The following is a 6,183-nucleotide window of genomic DNA, read 5'->3' as shown; positions in this document are numbered from 1 at the left end:
CCCTCTCTTCCTTACCCCCGGAATCATCAATCCGATTCTGTGCAAAGGCCTCACAAGGGGAGAAGGCAGAGCGACGCGCATTTGTCCAATCTGGCGGGAAACCCGGCGCAATCATGCGCCAAATTGCGCGCAGAGCCGGAAGATCGACAAGAAATTTCGCTGACATATCTTCATCCTGACAGGTGCTGCTGGCTGCGCGGTGGTTGGCCGGAAGCCTTGCCCGACGAATTGGCACTGGCCTGCCGGTGTGCAAGTATCTTGGCCGGGCAACATGGGAGGACGAAGGTCATGGCCGATGCGGGAATGTTGCGCTTCCATGTGCCGGAGCCCGAGGTGCGGCCGGGCGGGACGCCGGATTTTTCTGATGTGACCATCCCCAAGGCCGGCTCGGTGCCGCGTCCCGAGATCGATGTCGATCCGCGTGATATCCGCGACCTGGCGTTTTCGATCATCCGCGTGCTCAACCGCGCCGGCGAAGCCGTCGGGCCGTGGGCCGGGCTGCTTTCCGACGACGAGTTGCTGGAAGGCCTGCGCCACATGATGACGCTGCGCAGCTTCGACGCGCGCATGCAGATGGCGCAGCGCCAGGGCAAGACCTCCTTTTACATGCAGCACCTCGGCGAAGAGGCGGTGAGCTGCGCCTTTCGCAAGGCGCTGGCGCCGGGCGACATGAACTTTCCGACCTATCGGCAGGCCGGCCTGCTCATCGCCGACGGCTATCCGATGGTCACGATGATGAACCAGATCTATTCGAACGAGGCCGATCCGCTGAAGGGCCGGCAGCTGCCGATCATGTATTCGTCGAAGGAGCATGGCTTCTTCTCGATCTCCGGCAATCTGGCGACGCAATATATCCAGGCGGTCGGCTGGGCGATGGCTTCGGCGATCAGCAATGATTCGAAGATCGCCGCCGCCTGGATCGGCGACGGTTCGACCGCCGAGTCCGACTTTCATGCCGCGCTGGTTTTCGCCTCGACCTACAAGGCGCCGGTCGTGCTCAACGTCGTCAACAACCAGTGGGCGATCTCGACCTTCCAGGGCATCGCCCGCGGTGGCTCCGGCACATTTGCCGCCCGCGGCCTCGGCTTTGGCATTCCGTCGCTTCGGGTCGACGGCAACGATTATCTCGCCGTCCACGCGGTGGCTAAATGGGCGGCGGAGCGGGCGCGGAAAAATCTTGGGCCGACGCTGGTCGAATATGTCACCTATCGCGTCGGCGCGCATTCGAGCTCCGACGATCCGTCGGCCTACCGGCCGAAGGCCGAATCCGACGCCTGGCCGCTCGGCGATCCGATCGTCAGGCTGAAGAACCATCTCATCCAGCGCGGCGTCTGGTCGGACGAGCGCCACACCCAGGCCGAGGCGGAAATCCTCGAAACGGTGATCGCGGCGCAAAGGGAGGCCGAGCGCCACGGCACGCTGCATGCCGGCGGCAAGCCCTCGACGCGCGACATGTTCGAAGGCGTCTATGGCGAGATGCCGCCGCATCTCAGACGCCAGCGCCAGCAGGCGGGGGTCTGACCATGCCAAGACGGACCATGATCGAGGCGATCCGCGACGCCATGGACGTGTCGATGGGGCGCGACGAACGCGTCATCGTGTTCGGCGAGGATGTCGGTTTTTTCGGCGGCGTGTTTCGCTGCACGCAAGGCCTGCAGGCGAAATACGGCAAGAGCCGCTGCTTCGACACGCCTATCAGCGAAGCGGGCATCGTCGGCTCGGCCATCGGCATGGCCGCCTACGGCCTGAAACCCTGCGTCGAGGTGCAGTTTGCCGACTACGTTTATCCGGCCTATGACCAGATCGTCTCGGAGGCGGCGCGGCTACGTTACCGCTCGAACGGCGATTTCACCTGCCCGATCGTGGTGCGGATGCCGACCGGCGGCGGCATTTTTGGTGGCCAGACCCACAGCCAGAGCCCGGAGGCGCTGTTTACCCATGTCTCCGGCCTGAAGGTCGTCGTGCCGTCCAATCCGCATGACGCCAAGGGTCTTCTGATCGCGGCGATAGAGGATCCCGATCCGGTGATCTTCCTGGAGCCGAAGCGGCTCTACAACGGTCCGTTTGATGGCCATCACGAGCGCCCGGTGACGCCATGGTCAAAGCACGAACTCGGCGAGGTCGCCGACGGGCATTACACGGTCCCGCTCGGCAGGGCGGTGATCCGTCGGCCGGGCGCCGCGGTCACCGTGCTGGCCTACGGCACGATGGTCTATGTCGCGCAGGCGGCCGCCGAGGAGACCGGCATCGACGCCGAGATCATCGATCTGAGGACGCTGCTGCCACTCGATCTCGAGACGATCGTCGACTCGGTCAACAGGACAGGCCGCTGCGTGATCGTGCACGAGGCGACGCTGACATCAGGCTTCGGCGCCGAGCTGTCGGCGCTGGTGCAGGAAAACTGCTTCTACCATCTCGAAGCGCCGGTAGTGCGGGTCGCCGGCTGGGACACGCCCTATCCGCATGCGCAGGAATGGGACTATTTTCCCGGTCCGGCCAGGCTCGGCCGCGCGCTCGTCGAAACGATGGAGGCCTGACGATGGCAGGCAGAGCCTTGGACCAATTGCCAATGGTGGCACCGCCCCTCATCCGCCTGCCGGCACCTTCTCCCCGTGCAGAACGGGGAGAAGGGACTGGCCGCCACGCCGGCGATCCCGCTCTCCCCGTTGTTCACGGGGGTCCGAAGGACGGGCGAGACAAGCGGCTCGCCCTGGAATGGGCAAGGGTGAGGGGCAGCGCAAACGCCTCGGTAAGGGGGACCTGACGATGGGCGAATATGTGATCAAGCTGCCCGATGTCGGCGAAGGCGTCGCCGAGGCCGAGCTGGTCGAGTGGCAGGTCAAGGTCGGCGATCTCGTGCGCGAGGATGCGGTGCTTGCCGCCGTCATGACCGACAAGGCGACGGTCGAGATTCCTTCGCCAGTCGACGGCGAGATCGTCTGGCTGGGTGCGGAGATCGGCGACACGGTGGCGATCGGCTCGCCCATTGTACGCTTGAAGGTGGCCGGCGAGGGCAATGTGAAGGCAGCTGCGGAGCCGGGCGGCGAGGCTGCCGCCAAGATTACCGACCGCAGTACCCCCACCCCTGGCCCCTCCCCACAAGGGGGAGGGGGACGCGCTTCGGCGGCCGAAGCCAGTGCCAAAGCGGCACCGCACCCGTCCCCGTCCGGAAAAATCACTGAGCGTGAGGTTGCATCGGCGACGGAATCCCCCTCCCCCTTGTGGGGAGGGGTTAGGGGTGGGGGTCCTGCGCCCGTCGCCGCGCCGCGTCCCGAAGGTGAAAGGCCGCTGGCGTCGCCGGCCGTCCGCCTCAGGGCAAAGGAGGCCGGCGTCGATCTCCGACAGGTCAGGGGAAGCGGCCCGGCCGGCCGCATTCTCCACGAGGACATCGACGCCTTCCTGGCGCGCGGACCGCAGCTTGCGAAGGTCTCCGGCCTCGCCCGGAACGAGGCGGTCGAGGACATCAAGATCATTGGGCTCAGGCGCAAGATCGCCGAGAAGATGGCGCTGGCCAAGTCGCGCATCCCGCACATCACCTATGTCGAGGAGATCGACGTCACGGCATTGGAGGATTTGCGCGCGGCGCTCAACAAGGAGAAGCGCGGCGGCGTCGAGCGGCCGAAGCTGACGCTGCTGCCGTTCCTGATGCGGGCGATGGTCAAGGCGATCGCCGACCAGCCCAAAATCAACGCGCTGTTCGACGACGAGGCCGGCATCGTCCACCAGCATGGCGGCGTCCATATCGGCATTGCCGCGCAGACGCCTTCGGGGCTGGTGGTGCCGGTGGTCAAGCACGCCGAGGCACGCGATATCTGGGACTGCGCCGCCGAGGTTTTCAGGCTCGCCGAGGCGGCCAGGTCAGGCACGGCGGCGCGCGACGAACTGTCGGGATCGACGATTACCATCACCTCGCTCGGCGCCATGGGCGGGGTGGCGACGACGCCGGTGATCAATCATCCGGAAGTGGCGATCCTCGGCGTCAACAAGATGATGGTGCGGCCGGTGTGGGACGGCACCCAGTTCATGCCGCGCAAGATGATGAACTTGTCCTCCAGCTTCGATCACCGCGTCATCGACGGCTGGGACGCCGCGGTGTTTATCCAGCGGATCAAGACGCTGCTGGAGACCCCGGCGCTGATTTTCGTGGATTGAGATGATGAGAACGGTCGCAAAGGCCCCCTCACCCGGCCTCCGCTTCGCTACGGCCACCCTCTCCCCGAGGGGAGAGAAGGTCTCCAAGGCTGGTGCAAGCCTCTTCTCCCCGCCGGGGAGAAGGTGGCCGCGCAGCGGCCGGATGAGGGGGCCCTACTTCGCCAAAAAGAGCGTGTCGACATGAAGGAAATATCCTGCAAGCTGCTCGTCATCGGCGCCGGTCCGGGCGGCTATGTCTGCGCCATCCGTGCCGGCCAGCTCGGCATCGACACGGTTATCGTCGAGTTCGGCAAGCCGGGCGGCACCTGCCTCAATGTCGGCTGCATTCCGTCCAAGGCGCTGATCCATGCGGCCGAGGAGTTCGAGAAAATCTCGCACATGGCGAGCGGCAAGAGCCCGCTCGGCATTTCAATCGCCACGCCGTCCATTGATCTCGAAGCGACCATCGCCTGGAAGGACGGTATCGTTAGCCGGCTGAACAGCGGCGTTGCCGGCCTGCTCAAGAAGGCCGGGGTCAAGACCGTGCATGGCTGGGCGAAATTCCGCGACGGCAAGACCGTCGAGGTCCAGACCGAGACCGGCATGCAGGTGGTTCGCGCCGAGATGGTGGTGATCGCGACCGGCTCGGCGCCGGTCGAGCTGCCGTTCCTGCCGTTCGGCGGTGCGGTGATCTCGTCGACCGAAGCGCTGGCGCTGAGCGAAGTGCCGGAAAGGCTTGCCGTCGTCGGCGGTGGCTATATCGGGCTCGAGCTCGGCATCGCCTTCGCCAAACTGGGCGCCAAGGTGAGCGTGGTCGAGGCCTTGCCGCGCGTGCTGGCGCAATATGATGCCGAGCTGACCCGGCCGGTGGTGAAGCGGCTCACCGAACTCGGCATCGAGGTGCTTGTCGGCGCCAAGGCCAAGGGCCTGTCGAGCAAGGGCGATGCTCTGCTGGTCGAAACGGCGACCGGCAAGGATGGCAAGATCGCTGCCGACCGGATCCTGATCACCGTCGGGCGCAGGCCGGTGGTCGAAGACTGGGGGCTGGAGCAGATCGACCTCGATATGGCGGGTAAATTCATCCGCATCGACGACCAGTGCCGCACCTCGATGCGCGGCATCTTTGCCATTGGCGACGTCACCGGCGAGCCGATGCTGGCGCACCGGGCGATGGCGCAAGGCGAAATGGTCGCCGAGATCGTCGCCGGCCACAAGCGCAGCTGGGACAAGCGCTCAATTCCCGCCATCTGCTTCACCGATCCGGAGCTGGTCACCGCCGGCCTGTCGCCGGACGAGGCCAAGAGGCTTGGCGGCGAGATCAAGGTCGGGCTGTTTCCGTTCGCCGCCAACGGCCGCGCGATGACCAAGCTGAGTGAGGATGGCTTCGTCCGGGTTGTCGCCCGCGCCGACAACCATTTGGTGCTCGGCATCCAGGCGGTCGGCCAGGGCGTGTCTGAACTGTCGACGGCGTTCGGCCTGGCGCTGGAGATGGGCGCGCGGCTGGAGGACATCGCCGGCACCATCCATGCCCATCCGACACAGGGCGAGGGTTTTCAGGAGGCGGCGCTGAAGGCGCTTGGGCACGCACTGCATGTTTAGTTCGCGATGGCGCAAAAACTGGCGGTGTCGGCGGGACAGCACCCCCTCTGTCCTGCCGGACATTGCCCGGCAGGGTAGGGGGGGTACTGCCCCGCCAGCGTTCACAAGCGCACTCACCCCGCAAGCCGGCTAACCATCTCGTGCTGCGCGTAGGCGCGGCCGAAGCGGTTGGCGAGGAAGGCGTCGAGCGCGATGTCTTCCTGCTTGATAAAACCCTGCGCCGGCAAGCTGCCGTCGGCCAGCATGTCGAGCACCGCGCAGATGGCGGAGGCGGTGGTGATCTGGATGGCGCTGCGCACCTTGTCGCCGACGCGCTTGGCGTAGATCTTGTTGGCGTAGGTTTCCTGCAGCAGGGGGGGCCCCCGGCGGGCGGCGCCCGGGGCCCGGCCCAAAGGCCCCCCCCGCCCCGCCGCCCCCCCGGGGGGCGCCAAAAAATCGGTTAGGCGCGGCCCG

At 66.0% G+C, this 6,183-nt stretch carries 4 protein-coding genes and 1 pseudogene; 4 read left to right on the top strand and 1 reads right to left on the bottom strand.

What is annotated here, in order from left to right:
* Window positions 1–288: 288 nt before the first annotated feature.
* The 4 genes from AC0L2V_RS31960 to lpdA all read left to right on the top strand — a co-directional run bounded on the left by AC0L2V_RS31960 (window position 289) and on the right by lpdA (window position 5,730).
* Window positions 289–1,521, top strand: a complete 1,233-nt coding sequence (locus AC0L2V_RS31960) for a thiamine pyrophosphate-dependent enzyme (protein WP_473522160.1) — start codon at window positions 289–291, stop codon at window positions 1,519–1,521.
* 2 nt (window positions 1,522–1,523) lie between these two features.
* Window positions 1,524–2,537, top strand: a complete 1,014-nt coding sequence (locus AC0L2V_RS31955) for an alpha-ketoacid dehydrogenase subunit beta (RefSeq protein WP_027153639.1) — start codon at window positions 1,524–1,526, stop codon at window positions 2,535–2,537.
* Between the two features lie 229 nt (window positions 2,538–2,766).
* Window positions 2,767–4,152: a dihydrolipoamide acetyltransferase family protein gene (locus AC0L2V_RS31950; RefSeq protein ID WP_473522159.1), complete on the top strand. Its 1,386-nt coding sequence runs from the start codon at window positions 2,767–2,769 to the stop codon at window positions 4,150–4,152.
* 180 nt (window positions 4,153–4,332) lie between these two features.
* The gene (lpdA, locus tag AC0L2V_RS31945) at window positions 4,333–5,730 is read left to right on the top strand and encodes a dihydrolipoyl dehydrogenase (protein WP_473522158.1); all 1,398 of its coding nucleotides are present in this window, start codon (window positions 4,333–4,335) and stop codon (window positions 5,728–5,730) included.
* Between the two features lie 113 nt (window positions 5,731–5,843).
* Here the strand turns inward: lpdA and AC0L2V_RS31940 are convergent.
* A pseudogene (locus tag AC0L2V_RS31940) lies at window positions 5,844–6,083 on the bottom strand (saccharopine dehydrogenase family protein); the annotation flags it as partial.
* Window positions 6,084–6,183 lie beyond the last annotated feature (100 nt).

It is taken from the genome of Mesorhizobium sp. WSM4814, assembly GCF_055811595.1.
The sequence above is the reverse complement of the archived record's forward strand: the minus strand, read 5'-3'. Positions and strand labels throughout refer to the sequence as shown.

Bases quoted from the DNA above. Each gene is read 5' to 3' on its own strand.
- AC0L2V_RS31950 (WP_473522159.1), top strand. From the start codon at position 2,767: ATGGGCGAATATGTGATCAAGCTGCCCGATGTCGGCGAAGGCGTCGCC.
- lpdA (WP_473522158.1), top strand. From the start codon at position 4,333: ATGAAGGAAATATCCTGCAAGCTGCTCGTCATCGGCGCCGGTCCGGGC.
- AC0L2V_RS31960 (WP_473522160.1), top strand. From the start codon at position 289: ATGGCCGATGCGGGAATGTTGCGCTTCCATGTGCCGGAGCCCGAGGTG.
- AC0L2V_RS31955 (WP_027153639.1), top strand. From the start codon at position 1,524: ATGCCAAGACGGACCATGATCGAGGCGATCCGCGACGCCATGGACGTG.